At 69.3% G+C, this 17,301-nt stretch carries 16 protein-coding genes; 5 read left to right on the top strand and 11 right to left on the bottom strand.

The window, feature by feature from the left end; all coding sequences use genetic code 11:
* Positions 1-3: 3 nt before the first annotated feature.
* From R4I43_RS30050 to R4I43_RS30030, 5 genes are all read right to left on the bottom strand, one after another.
* Positions 4-894, bottom strand: a complete 891-nt coding sequence (locus tag R4I43_RS30050) for an oxidoreductase (protein ID WP_324269079.1) — start codon at positions 892-894, stop codon at positions 4-6.
* Between the two features lie 78 nt (positions 895-972).
* Complete coding sequence (locus R4I43_RS30045) at positions 973-1,110, bottom strand: hypothetical protein (protein ID WP_324269078.1); 138 nt, start codon at positions 1,108-1,110, stop codon at positions 973-975.
* Positions 1,111-1,175: 65 nt separating this feature from the next.
* Positions 1,176-1,598 carry a peptidase inhibitor family I36 protein gene (locus tag R4I43_RS30040; protein WP_324269077.1) on the bottom strand — a complete coding sequence of 141 codons (423 nt, stop codon included), beginning with the start codon at positions 1,596-1,598 and terminating at the stop codon, positions 1,176-1,178.
* 330 nt (positions 1,599-1,928) lie between these two features.
* Positions 1,929-2,678, bottom strand: coding sequence for a WbqC family protein (locus R4I43_RS30035; protein WP_324269076.1), 750 nt, complete (start codon positions 2,676-2,678; stop codon positions 1,929-1,931).
* Positions 2,675-3,418, bottom strand: coding sequence for a PIG-L deacetylase family protein (locus tag R4I43_RS30030; protein WP_324269075.1), 744 nt, complete (start codon positions 3,416-3,418; stop codon positions 2,675-2,677). Before R4I43_RS30030 ends, R4I43_RS30035 begins: the two co-directional genes overlap by 4 nt.
* A gap of 763 nt (positions 3,419-4,181) precedes the next feature.
* On the opposite strand from R4I43_RS30030, the gene R4I43_RS30025 reads away from it, so the two are divergent.
* Complete coding sequence (locus tag R4I43_RS30025; RefSeq protein ID WP_324269074.1) at positions 4,182-5,708, top strand: glycosyltransferase; 1,527 nt, start codon at positions 4,182-4,184, stop codon at positions 5,706-5,708.
* Here the strand turns inward: R4I43_RS30025 and R4I43_RS30020 are convergent.
* A complete protein-coding gene (locus R4I43_RS30020) occupies positions 5,668-5,868 on the bottom strand; it encodes a hypothetical protein (protein WP_324269073.1) in 201 nt (66 codons plus the stop codon). The genes R4I43_RS30025 and R4I43_RS30020 overlap by 41 nt on opposite strands.
* Positions 5,869-6,195: 327 nt before the next feature.
* On the opposite strand from R4I43_RS30020, the gene R4I43_RS30015 reads away from it, so the two are divergent.
* Entirely contained in the window at positions 6,196-7,542 is a 1,347-nt protein-coding gene (locus tag R4I43_RS30015) for a nucleotide sugar dehydrogenase (protein WP_324269072.1), read from the top strand.
* A gap of 102 nt (positions 7,543-7,644) precedes the next feature.
* Positions 7,645-9,060, top strand: coding sequence for a selenium-binding protein SBP56-related protein (locus R4I43_RS30010; protein ID WP_324269071.1), 1,416 nt, complete (start codon positions 7,645-7,647; stop codon positions 9,058-9,060).
* A gap of 55 nt (positions 9,061-9,115) precedes the next feature.
* Here the strand turns inward: R4I43_RS30010 and rpiA are convergent, their stop codons facing one another.
* Positions 9,116-9,868: a ribose-5-phosphate isomerase RpiA gene (rpiA, locus tag R4I43_RS30005; protein ID WP_324269070.1), complete on the bottom strand. Its 753-nt coding sequence runs from the start codon at positions 9,866-9,868 to the stop codon at positions 9,116-9,118.
* Between the two features lie 566 nt (positions 9,869-10,434).
* Between rpiA and R4I43_RS30000 the strand changes: the two genes are divergently transcribed.
* Entirely contained in the window at positions 10,435-10,920 is a 486-nt protein-coding gene (locus tag R4I43_RS30000) for an SRPBCC family protein (RefSeq protein WP_324269069.1), read from the top strand.
* Positions 10,921-11,000: 80 nt separating this feature from the next.
* On the opposite strand, the gene R4I43_RS29995 is transcribed toward R4I43_RS30000, so the two are convergent.
* The 4 genes from R4I43_RS29995 to R4I43_RS29980 all read right to left on the bottom strand — a co-directional run bounded on the left by R4I43_RS29995 (position 11,001) and on the right by R4I43_RS29980 (position 16,960).
* Positions 11,001-13,769 (bottom strand): EAL domain-containing protein, encoded by a 2,769-nt coding sequence (locus tag R4I43_RS29995; protein WP_324269068.1) that lies wholly within the window; start codon positions 13,767-13,769, stop codon positions 11,001-11,003.
* A gap of 96 nt (positions 13,770-13,865) precedes the next feature.
* Positions 13,866-14,702, bottom strand: a complete 837-nt coding sequence (locus R4I43_RS29990) for a class I SAM-dependent methyltransferase (protein ID WP_324269138.1) — start codon at positions 14,700-14,702, stop codon at positions 13,866-13,868.
* 9 nt (positions 14,703-14,711) lie between these two features.
* Complete coding sequence (locus tag R4I43_RS29985) at positions 14,712-16,622, bottom strand: glycosyltransferase (protein ID WP_324269067.1); 1,911 nt, start codon at positions 16,620-16,622, stop codon at positions 14,712-14,714.
* A gap of 101 nt (positions 16,623-16,723) precedes the next feature.
* The gene (locus R4I43_RS29980; RefSeq protein ID WP_324269066.1) at positions 16,724-16,960 is read right to left on the bottom strand and encodes a hypothetical protein; all 237 of its coding nucleotides are present in this window, start codon (positions 16,958-16,960) and stop codon (positions 16,724-16,726) included.
* Positions 16,961-17,176: 216 nt separating this feature from the next.
* On the opposite strand from R4I43_RS29980, the gene R4I43_RS29975 reads away from it, so the two are divergent.
* Positions 17,177-17,301: adenosylhomocysteinase (locus tag R4I43_RS29975; protein WP_324266760.1), on the top strand; the 125-nt coding region annotated here is incomplete at its 3' end.

Here is a 17,301-nt window from a genome sequence, read left to right as displayed (position 1 = left end):
AGGTCAGCGCTTGCCGGCCAGCGGGAAGGACAGTCCGGTGAGGTGCTCGGAGAGGGTCCACAAGCGCTGGGCCGCCTCCGGGTCGCTGGCGGCTTTGCTGCGCCCGACCAGGGCGGGGGAGCCGCGCAGTTCCAGCGGACCGTCCGGGCCGACGTAGCTGGCTCCCGGGATGTCCTGGGTGGCCGCGAAGAGGGTGGGTAGAGCACCCGCCTCCGCCGGTTGCGCGGCGATGACGTTGCCGATCGCCATCAGCCGCCGCAGCAGCGAGTTGCCCGCGTGGCTCTGCAGGTTCGTGGCCGCGTAGCCCGGGTGCGCGGCCGTGGCGCGGACCTTCGCTCCGGCCTCGGTGAGCCTGCGCTGGAGCTCCAGGGTGAACAGCAGGTTCGCCAGCTTGGACTGCGCGTAGGCCTTCTGCGGATCGTAGGCGCCGGTGAAGTTCGGGTCCTCCCAGTGGATTCCGCGCACCGACCGGTGCAGGCTGGAGGAGACCGTGACCACGCGGTCGGTGACCTGGTCCAGCAGCAGGTTCGTCAGCGCGAAGTGGCCGAGGTGGTTGGTGCCGAACTGGATCTCGAACCCGTCCGCGGTGGTGCCCTCCGGCGGGAACATGATCCCGGCGTTGTTGATGAGCATCGTGATCTCGCCGGTCCACGCCTCGGAGAACTCGCGGATCGAGGCGAGATCACCGAGGTCGAGCCTGCGGACCTCCGCCGATCCCGGCACGCTTCCCGCCGCGCGCTCACCCTTGGCGAGGTCGCGGACGGCGAGCACCACGTGCGCTCCCGCCCGCCCGAGCGCTTGCGCGGTCTCCAGGCCGAGCCCGCTGTTCGCGCCGGTGATGACGGCCGTCTTGCCGGCCAGATCGGGTAGCTGTTCGCTGCTCCATCGCGTCATGGAGCCCCTCGTGCCATCAACGCTCGACAGGCGGGTGGTCACGGCCGGGCGGAACCGGCCGTGACCACCAACGCCCCATCAGCAGGGATCGACCTCCCAGGCGTCGAAGCCCTTGTCGTTGGGGCTGTCCTCCGGAGCCGTGGACGAGTACTGCGGCTCGCCCGCGGGGCCGTGGAAGTTCGCGACGGTCGCCGCGGTCAGCCCCAGCTGTCGCACCCGGCCACCGCCGAAGCGGTTCAGCGGTGGCCGGGCGGATTTTCCTCAGTTCACCGCGGATCCGCTCAGCACGGATCGATCCGCGGAGTGGTGAAGCCGCGGTTGTCGTGGCTCAGCTCCGGTGCGACCGAGGTGTACTGCTCGATCCACGGCCCGTTCGGGTTGTTCGGATCCGGTCCCTGGAAGCTCGCGACCGTGCCGTCGAACTGGTTGTTGAGCCAGGAACCGGCGGGCCAGGGCAGGTTGGCTGGCGGGTCCTGCGGAACCTCGCACTCGAAGAGGTCGATCCGCTCGCCCCTGCCGCCGGGCTCGGACCAGACGCACAGGTAGCCGTCCTGGCACGCGGCGTCCATCGCACGGGCGACTTCGTCCTGCTCGGAACCGGTTTCGGCGGAGGCGAGGCCCATGCTCGACCCGGCCAGCAGCAGTCCTCCGGCGACGGCCATCGTGGTCTTGAAACCCTTGCCGCGCAGTGTTCTCCTCGACATCTTTCCTCCTGGTCTCAGCGCTCGCGCACGCGCGTTCGCACAGGTGTGTCCCGTGGTGTGGTGATTTCGGTGTTCTGGCCCCCAGCGGCCCGCGGATCCGGGCCGTGGCATCGCGACACCCATTTCACGTCGCACGCTGGACTAGGGTTGCCCGCAACCGGACGGAAAATGCGCGGTTCTCGGCGAAGCCACCCGGCCGAGGCGCTCGTGGGGCGGGCATCACAGCCGGTGACCAGCACCAACGTCAAGCAGGCACACCGGTTTCAACGGCAACCCCGTTGCTGCGGGACTGCGCGACCGCGCTGCGCGCAGAGTCAGGAAGTTGAAGGCTCAGCGAACGCTCCTCAGTGGATTGGCCACGGTGGTCGGCTCGGAGAGCCGGAACCGGCTCGACGCGCGGATCTTCTCGGCCGCGGAGGGGCCTTCGACGAACAGCATGTCAAGCACTCCCAGGCCCGGGACGAACTCGCCGTGCGGCTGGGCGTAGACGGGGTGCTCGAAGTGCTGGTCGAGCACCGGCACACCGGCCCGGCGGAACGGCGACCAGTCGACCTGGTACGTGCTCCCGCTACTGGTCAGGTGCGCGTCGCCGCCGACGCCGCGGACCAGCTCCAGCAACCGCTCCTGGCGGTTGTCGGGAACCGGGACGTCCAGCTCCGAAGCGAGCACGAGCGGGGTGTCGAAACCGAGGTAGGCGCACAGTGCGGTCGTCAGGTCGAGGTTGTGATCGACGAGGTGGTCGTGGTCGCGGCGGTAGACCTCGAGGACGAGCGCGTACAGCTCGTCGAAGTGCGGCGTGCACCCGTAGTGGATTGTGAGGTGCTTGAGGTGCCGGCGCTTCCACTGTTGCCGCTGGTCGATGCGCACGTCGCGCAGACGCTGCCGCTCACCCGTGTGCGCAACGGGCACGCTGAGCCACGACGTCCCGCCCGCTTGGTTCTTGATCCGCTGGCGGGCGTGGAACTCGCTGCGGGTGTACTGGGCTGTGTCGAAGACGATGTGGACATCGCTCAGGGCGATCTTGGCCATCAGCTTCGTCCACGGCAGGAAGTTGGGCTGGTGGATGGAGACGGCGGTCACGACAGCACCATCCGCATCGTCACGTAGCTCTCGGCGGCCTCGGTCGAGATCTCCCTTCCGCGCCACCGCGACTGCAGCTCCAAACTTTCGGGGCTGCCGTGGTAGAGCGGTTGCTTGACCTGCGAGGCGTACATCGAGATCGCTTGCATCTTGACCTGTAGGAAGTCGCTGATGTCGACGAACAGGTCGGGGGAGAACCGTTGGCGTTCCGGTGTCCAGAACAGGCTCGTGTTGTCGTAGCAGAGCACGTGCGGGACGAAGTACCGGTCGCCGGGTGCGGGTGGCCGGGTGGCGGTCACGCACGCCTTGAACAGCGTTTCGTGGTCCTGGTTGTAACTGGTCGCAGGGATCAGCACCATGCTCGGCCGAACGTTCTCGATCGACAGCCTGGCGTCGCGCTCCAGCAGCCGGGTGAGTTCGCGGCGCGGCACGGTGTCCAGCGCCATGTGCTCGTCGGGCCCGTTGAACAGCACCTCCCAGTCGTCGACCTTGAGCAGTTCGGCGACGTACTGGAACTCCGAGATGCGCGTGTCGGCGGTGACCAATCGCAGTCCGGAAGCCTGTTCACCGCCGTACTGCTCGATGGAGGCCACGGAGGCGACGATGACGTAGACCTCGCCACCGAGCGATTTGACCCTGGCGATCGTGCCCCCGCAGCCGTAGGTTTCGTCATCGGCGTGCGGGGCGATCACCAGAACCCGTTGACGAGCGAGGAATTCGTCCCCGTTGAGGCAGTCCATCTCGTTGCTCCCCTCGTAACTGATCGTGCGGGTCGGGGGCAGGCTCGTTGCCGGCCTGCGTCGAGGTCTTCCCAGAGCCCAGGTGCGTGTGGGCCGCAGCTGCACAGGTGCACCGAGGCCGGCCCGAACTCGCGCGGGAGCGGACGAACCCGGTGGGAGCCAGGCGGTCGGAGGCGCGCACGTCCTCGCAGTCGATGCCGTCGTGCGCGCAGCCGGCCGGCTCGGCCATGTGCTGGCGGGGTCGGGCGGGGCCCGGGCCATCGGCTCGTGCTGTCAGTCGCCACCACGCGCTCCGCATCGCGCGCCGAATCGTCCACGACTTCCGGAAGAGGTGTCCACGATTCGGAATCCCCATTTCTCGGAGCCTCGTTCCTGCAATTGTCGGGAATGAGGACTTTGTGCCCTTCCGAAAATGTGGAATGCGTGAAGAGGGGGCCGATGAATCCGGCTGCGCGCGCTGTCGGAAAATGCATGATCACCCCGCATCGTCGAGGGGGTCGGGTGGCGCCCGAATTCATTGGGACGCTTGCTGATGTGGCCTTGAGCTGCGAATACGCGGATTTGGAATGTTCTTCGCCCGGTGCGTTCTTTGCGGGGTGGTATGCGAACCCGCTGGACACACTGTGCACCACCATGTGGCGCCCAATTCGGAGTAAAAAGAAATGAGTACCTGAACGGGTGAAAAGTGCTTGTCTGATTCGGGTTCGGCGTTGTCGCATGGCGGGAGCGCTTCGTCGGAAATCAACGGAGATGAGGTGGCGTGGTGGAATGGGTACTGCTGTTCCTCGTGTTCGGGATCAACGTCCCGGTGTGGACGGCGATCGCGATCTTGCGCTGGCTGGCCGAACGGCACCGACCGGCTCCGGGGGACGCCGTCGCGCCCGCGAACAGGATCCGTCCCGACGAGGTCGCCGTGGTCATCCCCGCGCACGAGGAAGAGGCCAGCATCGCGAAGTCCATCGCCTCGGCGCTGCGGATCGTTCCCGCCGCGAACGTGCACGTCCTCGCGGACGGGTGCAGTGACCGCACGGCGGAACTCGCCTCCTCGCTCGGCGTCCGCGTGCTCGAGCTCGATCCTGGTCGCGGCAAGGCCGGCGCCATCGAGGCAGCCATCGGCCACTTCGACATCACCCGCCGGTTCGGGGCACTGCTGATCGTGGACGCCGACACCGAGGTCGACGCCGACTACCTCACCAACGGGCTGCCCATGCTGGACGATCCGGGCTACGCCGCGGTCGCCGGCTACGTTCGAACTCCTTGGCGGCCGCAGGGCCACTCCCTCATCGGACGATTGCTGATCTCCTACCGCGGGCGCCTGTGGGTGATCATGCAGTGGATGCGCTACGGCCAGTCCTGGTCCCACATCAACGTGACGCCGATCGTCCCCGGGTTCGCCAGCATGTACCGGACCTCGGTGCTGCCGCGGATGGACCTCAACCCGCCCGGCCTGATCATCGAGGACTTCAACATGACTTTCGAGCTGCACCACAAGCGGCTCGGCAAGATCGCGTTCTCGCCCTCGGTGCACGCGATGACGGATGATCCCGACAACCTCCGGGACTACTACCGGCAGGTGCGCCGCTGGGCGCTGGGGCTGTGGCAGACGCTGCGTCGGCACGGCGCCTGGTTCGGGCGCTTCTGGTTTACCACTGCGATTTTCATGCTGGAGGTCGTCTCGTCGAGCTTGATCATCCTGGCTCTGGTCGTCATCGGCGCGATGCTGGCGCTGGTGCCGCTGACCGCCGGTTGGGCGCTCGACTGGCCGGTGTACCGCGAGGTTCACTCGGCGCTGCAACTGTGGTTGAACCCGTACAACGTGGTGCTCTTCCTGTTCTTGCCCGATTATCTGATCACCTGCGTGGTGGCGTTGGTGCGTCGCCGCCCGAGCCTTCTCATCTACGGCTTCGGGTTCCTGCTGGTGCGTGTCATCGACGCCACCGCCACCATGTGGACGCTGTACCGGCTGTGGCGCTCCCAATCCAGCGGACGCTGGACGAGTCCACGACGGGGGAATCCTGCGCCGCGACCGCGCGAGGCGGCTGAAGCGCCGACGGTTCCTGGGGATTCCTCGCACTCGCTCACCGGGCGGATCGTGCTGCTGGACGCGGCCGTGGTGCTGCCCTTAGTCGCCGTCGTGGGACTGGCGTTGGCAGGCTTCCTGAACGTGCTGCTCGCGGCAGGGCTGTTGCTGGCCGCCGTGACCGCGGCCGCTGCTTGGCACAGGCGTCCCGACAGGCAGGCGGCGCCGGTCAGTCCCGCCACCGGCGACCGGCCTTCCGGACGCGCTTGATCTCGTCGGCGTCGTAGAGGTTCGCCAGCGCCCCGCGTCCTGCGGGGCGCCGTGCGACCGGGGTGATGCCGTGCCGGGCCAGCCACGCGTTCACCGAGCCCACCTGCATGCCGAGGTAGGCGGCGATGTCGTGGCGATCCCACAGCTGCTGTTCGCCCATGGGAGCTCCTCGCGCCGGACCGGCTGACCGTCGTGTCGGCTGACTCCTGAAGACCTCGGTGAGTGATCGGCGTCAACACCCTGAGTGTGCGCTGCCCCCTGCTCAGGCAGCCGGGGCGTAAGTCCTGACTCCGGGTGCCGGGGCCTTTGTGCTCTACGTTTCAGCACCACGCTGGTGCACGGTGGGTACACCTTCGGTCGGCGCGATGAACACGCCGACGAGCACCAGATTCGGTGCACTACCGAGAAACCGATTCTCCTGATGCGAAGGAGCCTGCAGCCAGCGCGATTTCGTGCAACGCGAACACGCAAAGAGGAGTCGCCAGCGATGAGCACAGCGAACATGCGCGGGGCATGGCGGAATTCGGAAGAGCAAGCGCAGTTGACAGAAGCGTTCCCCCGCGCGACGTCCCCTCGCTCGACCGGCAGCGCAGTGGTCGTCGGTCTCGGCTACGTCGGCTTGCCGACCGCGCTCTCACTCGCCGAGGCCGGGATCGCGGTGACCGGCGTCGACGTCGACGAGGACCGCCTGCGGGCGATCAAGGCGCAGCAGGTGGACCTCTCCGGCGACGATCTGGAACACCTCGGCAGATCGCTGGCGAACGGCCGGCTGGCGGTGACCACCAACGCGGCCGCGATCAGCGGTGCCGACTTCGTGCTGATCTCGGTGCCCACCCCGGTGGACACCCACCTGGTTCCTGACATGCGCGCGCTGACCGCAGCCTGCGCGACAGTGGTGGCCAACGCCGTCCGGGGCCAGACGATCGTGCTGACCTCCACCACCTACGTCGGGTGCACTCACGACCTGATCGCCGAGCCGCTGCGCCACCGCAACGGCTGGACGGTGGGGGAGGACGTCTACGTCGCCTTCAGCCCGGAGCGCATCGATCCCGGGGTGGCCCGCCACGACCGCCGCTCGACACCGCGCGTGGTCGGCGGGGTGACCGCCGAGTGCGGACGCCGGGCCGAAGAAGCGGTCGGCAACACAGCAGCCGCGGTGCACAGGGTCACCTCCCCGGCGTCGGCGGAGCTGACCAAGCTGCTGGAGAACAGCTTCCGCGCCGTCAACATCGCGATGATCAACGAGTTCGCCGACAGCTGCCGCGCTTTCGGCGTCGATCCGATCGAGGTCATCGACGCGGCGGCCACCAAGCCCTACGGGTTCATGCCGTTCCACCCCGGCCCGGGCGTCGGCGGTCACTGCATCCCCTGCGACACCCACTACCTGCTGTGGCAGCTGCGCGCGCAGCGTCTCCCGGCGCCGCTGATGAACGCCGCGATGGGTTCGATCGCCGCGCGCCCGCGCCGGGTGGTCGACCGGGCCCGGCAGCTGCTCGCCGACCGAGGCAAGCCGTTCGCCGGAGCGAAGGTGCTCGTGCTGGGCGTCTCGTACAAGCCGGGCGTGGCCGACGTCCGCGAGTCCCCCGCGCTGGAGATCATGACGGATCTTGCGGTGTCCGGGGTGCAGATCTCCTACGCGGACCCCTTCGTGCCGGCGGTCCGTCTGGGTGACACCACGTTGCTCTCCGGTGTCGACGTGGAGTCCGAGCAGTGGGACCTGGTCATCGTGCACACGGTGCACCCCGACGAGGATCCGGCCTGGTTGAGCGGCCAGGATTCGGTCCTGGACACCACCTACCGGCTCAGCCCGGACCTGCGCTGCGCCCACCTGTAGACCGGCCCCACCTGCGGTGTCCTGCGATGCGGACGCGGTCGCCGAGGCGGGTGTGCGGGACCATCCTGGAACGGCCGCACGCCAGCTCCCGAGGAGCACGAGATGAGCACATCCACGGTCGATCCGACGTTCTACCGCAGCCCCGCCGAGGCGATCGCCGCACCACCGGAGAAGCTGGCCTACGTGGTCACCTTCGACCGCGCGGGCGAGCAGCCCGACGCCCTCGCGGTCATCGGCACAGACCCGGATTCCGCCGGGTACGGGCAGGTCGTGGGCTGGTCGGACCTGCCGACCAGGGGCGACGAGCTCCACCACTTCGGGTGGAACGCCTGCAGCAGCGCCTTCGCCCACGCCGGGCACCACACCGACGGCCTGCAGCGCCGCTACCTGCTGCTGCCGGGCCTGCGCTCGTCGAACATCCACGTCTACGACACCCACCCGGACCCGGAGCAGCCACGACTGGTGCGCACCATCGGCGCCGACGAGCTCGCCGCCCGGGCCGGCTACTCCCGGCCGCACACGCTGCACTGCGGTCCCGACGGCATCTACCTGTCCTGCCTCGGCGTCGCCGACGGCAACGGGGGACCGGGCGGGATCGCGGTGCTCGACCACGACACCTTCGAGGTCGTGCGCGCCTGGGAGACCGATCGCGGACCCCAGCACCTGGCCTACGACGCCTGGTGGCACCTCAACCAGAACACGCTGATCACGAGCGAGTGGGGCACCCCGTCGATGATCGAGGACGGACTGGTCCCCGAGCTGCTGCTCGGCAACGAGTACGGCCACGCCCTGCACTTCTGGGACCTCGCCGAGGGCAGCCACGCCCAACGCGTGGACCTGGGCGCGGAGCACCAGATGGTGCTGGAGCTGCGGCCCTCGCACGATCCCGACGCGACCTGGGGTTTCGCGGGCGTGGTGATCAGCACCGAGGACCTGTCGGCGTCGGTGTGGCGCTGGTACCGGGACGGCGACCAGTGGCGCGCCGACAAGGTGATCACCATCCCCGCCGAACCCGCCGAGGCCGATCAGCTGCCGCCCGCGCTGCAGCCCTTCGGTGCCGTTCCACCGCTGGTCACCGACATCAACCTCACCGTCGACGACCGGTTCCTCTACGTCTCGTGCTGGGGGACCGGGGAGCTCAAGCAGTACGACGTCAGCGACCCGGCCCAGCCGCGCGAGACCGGTTCGGTCCGCCTGGGCGGCATCGTCGGCCGGGTCGCGCACCCGTCGGCGCCCGGCCGCGCGCTCGCGGGCGGGCCGCAGATGGTCGAGGTCAGCCGCGACGGGCAGCGGATCTACCTGACCAACTCGCTCTACGGGGCCTGGGACGACCAGTTCTACCCGGACGGGGTCGGAGCCTGGCTGGCCAAGGTCACCACTGATCCGCAGAGCGGCGGCCTGTCCGTCGACGAGGGGTTCTTCCTGCACGGCGAGGACTTCCGGGGCCGACGCGCCCACCAGGTGCGACTGCAGGGCGGCGACGCGTCCTCGGATTCCTACTGCTACGCCGGGACCTGAGACGCGACGAGGGGCCGCGAGCTAACCGCTCGCGGCCCCTCGTTCCGGTCTGGGTTCAGCGACCGCGCGTCGACGGGCGGGCCGAAGGCGTCGCGGAGACGTCGCGGATCTCGTGGCTGCCGTCGGCGCGACCGATGACCACCTCGGCGGCGATGCCGGTGAACAGGCCGTTCTCCACCACGCCCGGGATCCAGTTGAGCTGGGAGTCCAGCGCGATCGGGTCCTTGATCGCTTCGAGGTGGGCGTCGAGGATGAAGTTGCCGCTGTCGGTGACCAGCGGGCCGCCGTCCTTCTCGCGACGGGTCAGCTTCACCCCGGGCTGGCCGAGCGCGTCCAGCAGTTCGCCGATGGCGCGCTCGGTGGCCTGCCACTCGTACTGCACGACCTCGATCGGCAGCGGGAACTTGCCGAGCTGGTCGACGACCTTGCCCTCGTCGACCACGCACACCATCTTCGCGGAGGTGTCGGCGATGATGCGCTCCCACAGCAGGCAGGCGCCGCCGCCCTTGATCATGTGGCCGGCCGGGTCGATCTCGTCGGCACCGTCGACGGTGAGGTCCAGCTTGCCGACCTCGGCGAGCGTGGTCAGCGGCACGCCGACCTCGAGCGCCAGGTCACGGGTGCCGGTCGAGGTGGGCACGCCCACCACGTTGAGGCCGTTGGACACGGCCTCGCCCAACGCACGGACGAACCAGTGCGAGGTGGTGCCCGAGCCCAGGCCGAGCTTCATGCCGTCGCGGATGTAGGCGTCGATGACGGCCGTACCCGCGGCCCACTTCGCCCGGTCCTGCTCGTTACTCGGTTGCATCGGTCGTAAGTCTCCTGTGGACGCTCCTGCGGATCACCGCCGGGCGGGCCGGGCGGTGGGTTCGCCAGTCACGGTACATGCGCTGGTCGCGGGCGGTCGTCCGGTCGCGCTTCCAGCGCTGCCGGCCCGGCCGCGACCCTTCGACGGACCCCGTCGCGGACTTCGGAATCGATCTGGAAACACACTCGACGGAGTGATAGTGGGGAGCGGTCGAGCTGATGTTGCCCGCGCAACGAAGGTGCGGGTCAGCGACGGTTCAGAACGCAACGTGAGTCCTGCTCGTGATCCTGCCGTGATCGGCGCGCTTCGGTACGCTCCGGCGACCTGACCGGCCACCGGTGTCCGCATCGGAGGGAGGAGGTCGCGAAAGTGTCCGCGCTCCACGCATTTTCACATCGGCGCGAGAATGTGTTGTGCGCCACCACGCTCGCCCGGTGCCGTGCCTGTGGGGCGATCACGGAATGCCGATCGAGTTGCTGATTCCCTTTCGGGCCCAACAATGGACCCGGTGGGGGTAATCCGGTCGCGGGGCGTCCGGGGGGAAATGAGTGGAAGGACGCTGAGCTATGCCCTTCTATTCGACGATGGCCGAGACCGACATCGCTTGTGCGGCCATGGACGTCTACAGCTACATCACCAATCCGGCCAACTGGGAGGACGGCCGGCCGGTGACCGATCCAGGGTGGACACTCGTGCCGCCCAGCAGGCAACCGGCGGGCAGCACCTGGCGAGAACGCCGAGGTGATTGCTGGTCGATCCTGGAAGCCGAGCCGGGGCGGCGCTGGATCGTCCGCTCCCGGGGGCTCGACGACACCTCCTCGGTGACGATCACCTACAGCTTCTCCGAGGTCGACGGCACGACGCACGTCTTCCGCCACATGGAGATCGAGGTGCCGGTCCACGCCGCGATCAGCGAGCACGCTCGCGCCGCGTTCGCGTGCTCGTCACCGGCCCGGGAACTGGTGGTCGCGATCAAGAACGCGATGGAGGACGCCCGCCGGGTCGTGCTGCCGGACGTCCCGGTGCCCGCCTCGACCTCGCGCACCGCCTAGCGGCCTCGTCGACGGGAGTTGACCGGGCGGGCTGCCACGCAACCTGCCCGGTCAACGCGCGGGTCGCGACGCGACCCGCATCATTCGATGATGGCCCGCCGGTTGGCCACCTCGATCGTTCCGGCCAGCTCCTGGACGGGGGAGGGGCGCCCGAGGTAGTAGCCCTGGGCCTGGTCGCAGCCCAGCCTGCGCAGCACCGCCAGCTGCGCGGCGTTCTCCACGCCCTCGGCGATCACCCTGAGGTCCACCGCGTGCGCCATCGCCACGATGCTGGTCACCAGCGCCTCGGAGTCCCGCGAGTGCGCGAGGTCGTTGATGAACGAGCGGTCGATCTTCAGCGAGTCCAGCGGCAACCGCAGCAGCTGCGCCAGCGACGAGTAGCCGGTGCCGAAGTCGTCGATGGCCAGCCGCACCCCGTGGCGCCGCAGCTCCTGGAGCATGCGCGCGGCGGTGACCGGATCGTGCATCAGCGCGCTCTCGGTGATCTCCAGCGACAGCGCCTGGCCGGGCAGGCCGCTCTTGCGCATCGCCTCGTCCACCGCCTCCGGCAGCTCCGGGTCCTCCAGCTGGCGCACCGACAGGTTCGCCTTCAACCGCAGGTCCAGGCCGATGTCAGAGCGGAACTGCGAGATCTGCTCGACCGCCGTGGACAGCACCCACGAGCCGATGTGGTGGATCAGGTCGCTCTCCTCGGCCATCGGGATGAACTCCTCCGGCGAGACCGTCCCGTGCTGGGGGTGCGTCCACCGCAGCAGCCCCTCCACGGCGCTGACCCGGTTCGAGTGCAGGTTCACGATCGGCTGGTAGGCCAGCCACAGCTCGTCGCGATCGACCGCGGCGCGCAGGTCCTGCTCCAGCTCCAGGTAGCGCTGCAGCCTCTCTCGCAGCTGCACGTCGAAGAACGCCACCCGGCCCCGCCCGCGCGTCTTGGCCTCGTACATCGCCACGTCAGCGTCGCGCAGCACGTCCTCGGCGCTGCGCGAGTCGTCCGGTGGGACGAGCACGATGCCGATGCTGGCGTCGACGTGCAGCTGCCTGCCGTCGATCATGATCGGCTCGGTGAGCCGCCGACGGATCCGGTCGGCCAGCGCGTGCAGCCGCGCGGCATCGCCCTCGTCGTGCACCAGCACCACGAACTCGTCGCCGCCGTGCCTGCCGACGTGCTCGTCCGAGCGCATTACCGCCCGCAGCCGCTCACCGGCCACCCGCAGCACCTCGTCGCCGACCACGTGGCCCAGCGAATCGTTGATGATCTTGAACTTGTCCAGGTCGATGAACATCACGCCGGTCGACGTCGTGCGGCCCGTCTCCCGCATCGCGGCCTGCAGCCTGCGCAGCACCATCGTCCTGTTGGCCAGCCCGGTCAGCGGGTCGTGGGTGGCCTCCCGCTCCAGCTGCTTGCGGAACGCGCGAGGTTCGGTGATGTCGGTGAACGACACCATCGTCCGGTGCGGCGGCGAGTCGTCCGGCGTCAGCGACCGCGCCGAGATCGCCAGCCACGCGCTGCTGCGGTCGGCGCGCTCGAAGCGCGTAACCCGACGGTTCTCCGGCTCACCGGTGACCCGGGTCCGGTACGACGGCGCCTCTGGCAGGCGGTTGCCGTCCTCGTCGTAGGTCAGCCACGACTCCGGCGAGGTCCCCAGGAGCGCGTCCTCCCGGTACCCGAGGATGTTCGCGGCGGCCGGGTTCGCCGTGACGATCCGGCCGCCCTTGTCGATGATCAGCACACCCTCGTCGAGCAGGCTGACCACCGTCGCGTAGCGCTGCTCGGCGGTCCGCCGAGCCGTCTCGTCGGTGCACACCAGCACGTAGCCGTCGCTCATCTCCGCGGCCGAGACCCGCACCAGCACCGGTGAGCCGTCGGCGTGCCGGTGCTTGGCCTCGGTCGTCCCGCCCACGGTCAGCAGCGCCGCCGGGTCGATCCCCGCGCCCACCACCTCGGCGACCCGTCGCCCGCGCGCCTGCGCCGCGGAGTAGCCGTAGATCAGCTCGGCCGCCGGGTTCCAGCTGGTCACCACGCCGTCCCAGGACGTGGCGATGATGGCGTTGCTGACGTGCTCGACCAGCGCCGCCTGATAGCGCAGCGCCGCCTCGGCGGCCCGCTGCGCGGTCACGTCGTGCAAGATCACTTGGAAGGCCGGGCGCCCGTGCCAGCTGGTGCGCACCGCGACCGACTTGCACAGCATCCGGGAACCGTCGACCCGGACCATCTCCGCCTCGGCCGGTTCGGTGGTCGTCCCCGGCTCGTTGGCGACCGAGAGCCGCGAGAACAACCCGGGCTGCGACCGCTCGGCGACGAACTGGGTGATCGGGTGCCCGACGATCTCGTCAGGCGACGACGCGTTCATCATGCGCACGCCGGCGGGGTTGACGTAGACGATGATCCCGTCCTGGTGCACGCACACCGTGTCCGGGTTCAGCTCGATCAGCCGCCGGTAGCGGTCGGCGATGTCGGTGTCCATGCGCTCGTCGGTCGACGGCGGCGCCGCGTCCACAGCGATCCCGACCAGGCACTTATCGCCGCGGTAGACGGTGGTGCTGCAGCGCAGGAAGACCGAGCGCGACTCCCCGGCCTGCGTCCGGAACGGTTCCTCCATGGCCTGCGGAGCGTCCGCAGGCCCGTTCTCGGCGGAATGCACCAGCGGCGAGATCAACTCGAGCAACCGGCGCCGGATCTTCCTCTCGTCGCCGTCGTCGACCTGGAGCAGCCCGGACATGCCGGGCGACCACTTCAACTCGCCGTCGGAAAGCCGGTACGACCACGCTGCGGCGCGGTTGACCTCGCAAGCCAGGTCCCGGAGCTCTTCGGCCAGCCTGGCTGCGTCCTCCAACCGGTAGCTCTCACCCATGGCCCTCCGCTTCCGAGGTGGACGCCGCCGACCACAGCGCGCCGGGCCCGGGTTCCGCGTCCCGCCCGCCCGGCACCGGGCGGGCGGGACGCCGGCTCAGCTCTGCTGGACTGCGGCGCGCTGAGCCGGGGCGAACTGCTCGACGGTCACGTTCGAACCGACGTCGGTCAGCCGGACGACCACCTGCTCGTTGTCGATGGTGAACGCTTCGTAGGAGAACTTCCAACCGGTCGCGTTGACGTGCTCGCCCCAGGCGCGGTACTCGCCGAACTGCCAGCCCGGGTAGTTGAAGAACTCGTCGAACACCACGATGCTGCCCGGGCGCAGGCGCGGGCCGACCAGGTCCAGCACCGTCTTGGTGGAGGAGTAGATGTCGCAGTCGACGTGCAGGAACGCCACCGGGCCCGGGTGGGTCTCCAGGAACGTCGGCAGCGTGTCGTCGAACCAGCCGACCACCAGCTCCGCGCCCTCGACCTTCGGCGGGCCGTCCGGCAGCATCTCACCGCCGAAGGTGCCCTCCGGGAACCCGGCGCGCCAGTGCTCGGGCAGCCCCTCGAAGGAGTCGAAGCCGTAGACGTCGACCCCCCTGCGGGAACGGGCGATCTCGGTGAGCGTCGTGCCGGAGTAGACGCCGAACTCCAGCGCCATGCCCTCGGCCGGAGCCAGCGTCAACGCGTGGTTGAGGGTCGCGATGGGGTTCGGCAGCATCCGCGCCGAGGCCATCTCCTGGTGCACCAGCCGAGCGGTGGACATGGCGGCGTCGCGCTCACCGGCGGCGAACAGGTCGCGGCGGGACCGCATCTCGAAGTCGCGCGTCGCGTTGACGACGCGGTCGACCTCCGGGCGGACGACGCCCGCGACGGCTTCGGACACCGCTCGCTGCAGCTTCTCCCGGGCGGCGGCCCGCACGGGTTTGAGGACGCGGGACAGCATGTTCACGATCTACTCCTTGGAGGTGTTCTCGTCGAGCTGGAACAGTCGGGTCCAGTTCTTCCGGTCGGTGAGCGAGGAGTGGCCGTCGCGCCACGCGGCGCGCGCCCGGTCTCCTTCCCGGCGCAGCCGCAGCGCCGTGCGCAGCGCCTTCCTGCCGATGCGGCGGAGCTCGTCGCGGTCGACGCGGCGAACCGACACCGACTCCTGCGAGGCATCGGTGACCACAGCGGTCTCGAACAACCCGACGTGCCACCAGTGGGCGTCGCCGGACGAGATGGAGGCCGAACCGCCGACCTTGCCCAGCAGGTGCCAGACCAGGCGCTTGGCCAGCACCAGCCGGCGGTGGGCGGGGGCCGGGCCGGCCTTGCGGATCGGCCGGGACGAGCCGGTCAGCCCGGGCACCTGGGAGGGCTTGTGCCGCGCGGTCTCGGGGTGGCGCGAGCGCAGCTCGGCGATCCGCCCGACGGTCGAGGCATCGCCGTCGTGCAGCACCGCAGGACCGGTCAGGAAGTCCTCCACCGCCGCGATGAGCACCTCGGCCTGCGCGTAGCGCATCGACACCAGGCACTCGGCCGCCCAGCGCAGGAACACCTTCGCGCTGGCGGTGCCGTTGAAGTCACCGTGCAGCGCGTCGATGATCAGCGCGTTGCGCAGGGTGAAGTAGCGGACCCAGCTCTCCTCGTCCTTCCAGTCGAAGTCGGCGTGCCACACCGCCGCGCCCGGCAGCGTCACGGTGGCGTGCCCCCGGCCCCGGATGCGGTAGCCGAACTCCACGTCGTCCCACTGGAAGAACATCGGGATGGGGTACCCCGCGTCGCGCACGATCTCCGAGGGCAGCAGGCAGCACCACCAGGCGTTGTAGTCGGCGTCGACCCGCCGGTCCTGCAGCTCCTCGGTCAGGTCGGCGCGGTCGAGGCCGCCCTCGACGGCCAGGCCCGGTTCGATCGTGGTGAAGCGGGCGTGCTCGGCGGAGACGTGGATCTGGTACGGGTGCAGCAGCTGCAGCATCTGCGAGCCCACCACGACCGGCTCGACCGCGGAGTTGGCGAACGTCGTCATCCGCACCACCGTGTCCGGTTCGAGGAGGATGTCGTCGTCCATGAACAGCGCGTTGGCCACGACGTCCTCGTCGGCGAGCACCTCGTGCAGGCCCCGGGTGAACCCGCCCGCGCCACCGAGGTTGCGCTGCCGCAGGTAGTGCAACCGGTCGGAGAACATCTCGCGGACCGACTCGAAGGACTCGCGCGATTCCAGGGTGTCGTCGCCCTGGTCGACCACGTAGACGGCCGACAAGGCGCTCATCGCGGCCGGGTCCGCCGCCAGGGCGCGCAGCGTGTTCAGGCAGTCCTCAGGCCGGTTGTGGGTGCACAGCACGGCGGTGGTGGGGCGGCCGCGGTGCGGGTGCGGCACCAGCCACTCGACGTCGGCGACCTGCAGCGGGTCGGCCTCGGTGACCAGCTCGACCCAGATCGCGCCGCCGTCGGCGAACTTGCCGGTGCTCACCGTCCACAGCGCCGCCGTTTCGGTGGTGCCCGCGACGCGCTCGGTGTGCAGGGTGCGCGTGCCGCCCTTGGAGTCGGAGGCCATCACCCGGACGATCCCGGCACCGCTGACGTTCGCCCGGACCGTCACCTCGCCGACGGCGGTCCAGCGCTGCCAGTAGCTGGCGGGGAAGCGCCCGAAGTAGGTCGAGGTGGACACCGTGCTGTGCGGGTGGACCGTGACGGCGGTGCGGTGCCGGGTGGCCGCGCCGTCTTCGATCTTGGTGTAGAGGTCGACTGGCAAGCCGGCGAACGGGGGTGTGAAGAACGTTCGCATGGCCACGGCCGCGCCGAGTTCGCCGGGTCGGGGCGCGGCCTGCCGGTCGGCCGGCCGCACCTCGTTCTCGCCTACTTCACGGAAGCCGCCAACTAGTGTCATGAGCGCCGCATTCTTGAGCTTTGATCTAAATGGATGGACGCTAGTGTTTATCGCGACCCCGGGTGCCGACCTTGACGACGCGACGGTCGGATGACCCGATATCACCTCTTCCGGTGAAATTCGGGGAAGATCGATTCGCCGGGGTGCTCGGGATCACTGCGCCGCAAGAAGTTCGACGTCCGGTGGGTTCGGGAGGGCCCGGCCGGGAGCGGCAGGTTGACAAAGCGGCCGGAGGTCACCAGAATTTTGGGCACGCCGGGTTCGACCGACTCGATGCGCTCCGTTCCGGAGCGCGACCGCTGGCTGAGAGGCGCTGCAACGGACTTCACGTCCGCCACGCTCGGCCTGCGGGGTAAAGGGACAGCACGGTAAGGGCGCCTCCTGTCGGAGGTGCCTTTTTTGATGTCGCGAGGGGGATCGCGGCCGCTTGCCGACGAGCGCGCGCCGTGTTGAGCCGGCTTTCCGGCTCCACGTGAGCGCCGCCGGGCAATCCGCCGCATCAGTCCAATTCGGACTCGAAAGTCGATGAATCTTGCTCTTCGAGAAGGGGAATCATGAGCGTCAAGTTGCAGAAGGTCAACGGTCTTGAGTTCGCCGTGAAGGACTTGGGTCTGGCTGAGGCGGGTCGGCACCAGATCCGGTTGGCCGAGCACGAGATGCCGGGTCTGATGGCCACGCG

The sequence above is a fragment of the Saccharopolyspora mangrovi genome (assembly GCF_035320975.1).
Taxonomy (GTDB): domain Bacteria; phylum Actinomycetota; class Actinomycetes; order Mycobacteriales; family Pseudonocardiaceae; genus Saccharopolyspora; species Saccharopolyspora mangrovi.
Note: the sequence above shows the minus strand (reverse complement) of the source record. Positions and strands in the feature narration are given on the sequence as shown.